This is a genomic window from Devosia sp., from assembly GCF_036676215.1.
Taxonomy (GTDB): domain Bacteria; phylum Pseudomonadota; class Alphaproteobacteria; order Rhizobiales; family Devosiaceae; genus Devosia.
Genome location: NZ_JAKFDJ010000202.1, coordinates 1 through 1583, shown reverse-complemented (window position 1 = coordinate 1583; position 1583 = coordinate 1). Strand labels below are relative to the sequence as shown.

Here is a 1583-nt window from a genome sequence, read left to right as displayed (position 1 = left end):
CGCTGCCGCGCGAGGTGTTCATCGGCGCCAACAAGTTCGGCCGCGGCGGCTGGGACCCGGATTTCGCCGGCGGCAAGGAGTTGGCGGCGGCGGCCGGCGGATCGCTGCCGCCGGTGCTGTGGGACGGCACGCAAGCGTGGATGATCAACGGCGAGACCCGGCGCGAGGCGGTGAAGCTCGGCTTCGCCGGCGGCAAGCTGTTCAGCCTCGGCCTTCCCGTTGCGCCGAGCGACCGCCGCAACGCCAAGCCCGAGCTGGTCGAGGTGCCGACGACGCCGGTCGGCTATCCGGCCGAGATCAAGCTGCCGGCGGATCAGCCGACGGTGATGTGAGCTTTTTTCGTCATCCCCGCGAAGGCGGGGACCCATTCTCACAGCAGCCGAAATGGGTCCCCTGAGTTCACGGAACAAGTGCAACACCTGGTAGAGGTGTTGTGGCGATGGGAGAAGATTACGGGCAGCTCTGCCTTGAGGAGCGGGTTGAGATTTACCGGCTGCATGCAGCCGGTAAATCTCAAAGGGCGATCGCGGCGGCGCTGGGCCGTGCGCCCTCGACGATCAGTCGGGAAATCAGGCGCAACGGCAAGAAGACCAAGGCCTGGTCGGATGGCTATGCGCCGGTTCGCGCTCAAAAGCTCGCCGAGCGCCGACGACGATGGGACGGCCGCTTCAAGCTGGTGCGCCAGCCGGACCTGCGCGAGCTGGTGAAAGGCCGCCTTGCGATGGGATGGTCTCCCGAACAGATCGCCGGCCGGCTGACGCTCGAGCAAGCAGAGCTGCGCATCAGCCACGAGTCAATCTATCGCTACGCCTATCATCGATCGGGCCAGAAGGATTATTGGCACCGCCTCCTGCCCCGGCAGAAATGGCGCCGCGGCCGCAAGGGGCGCAAAGGCGGCAGCGCCGTCGACCGCATCAAGGACCGGCAATCGATCGACTTACGGTCCGCCGAAGCCGACGACCGCGCGGTCCCCGGCCATTGGGAAGCCGACTTCATGCTGTTTGCCACCTATGGCCAGAACCTGCTCGTCCTCCACGAACGCAGCTCGCGATATCTCTTCCTCGATCATCCCCCCGATCGCAAAGCCGAACCCACCGCCCAACGCATCGCGACAAAGCTCGGGCGCCTCCCCAAGCGCCTGCGCCGCTCCATCACCTTCGACAACGGATCCGAGTTCGCAGCCCATGGCCACATCGCCCGCAAAACCCGTACCCCAACCTTCTTCTGCGACCCCCATTCCCCCTGGCAAAAAGGCGGCGTCGAAAACGCCATCGGACGCCTGCGGCGATGGCTCCCCAGAAAAACCAGCCCCCACCAGATCGCCCCCAACCTCCGCCAAATCGCCCACGCCTACAATCATACCCCCCGGAAATGCCTCGACTTCAAAACCCCAGCCGAGGCATTCTCCAGCTTCCACTCAACCGTTGCACTTCAAACGTGAATCCATCTCCCCGCCTTCGCGGGGATGACGATAATTAGGGACATTTCGAGGTGGTGAGGGTGTTGGCATGATTTCGCGGGTCACGCGATGTCGTGTAGGAGACGGCCATGCGGTACGGCGGCTATGTCTACATCCTGGCGAG

At 64.5% G+C, this 1583-nt stretch carries 2 protein-coding genes; both read left to right on the top strand.

Going from position 1 to position 1583, the window contains the following annotated elements; translation table 11 throughout:
• A partial coding sequence (locus tag V6M52_RS16545) for a hypothetical protein (RefSeq protein WP_332701898.1) occupies nucleotides 1–332 on the top strand: 332 nt, incomplete at its 5' end.
• A 107-nt stretch (nucleotides 333–439) separates the two neighbouring features.
• A complete protein-coding gene (locus V6M52_RS16540; RefSeq protein ID WP_332701896.1) occupies nucleotides 440–1441 on the top strand; it encodes an IS30 family transposase in 1002 nt (333 codons plus the stop codon).
• The last annotated feature ends 142 nt before the right edge of the window (nucleotides 1442–1583 follow it).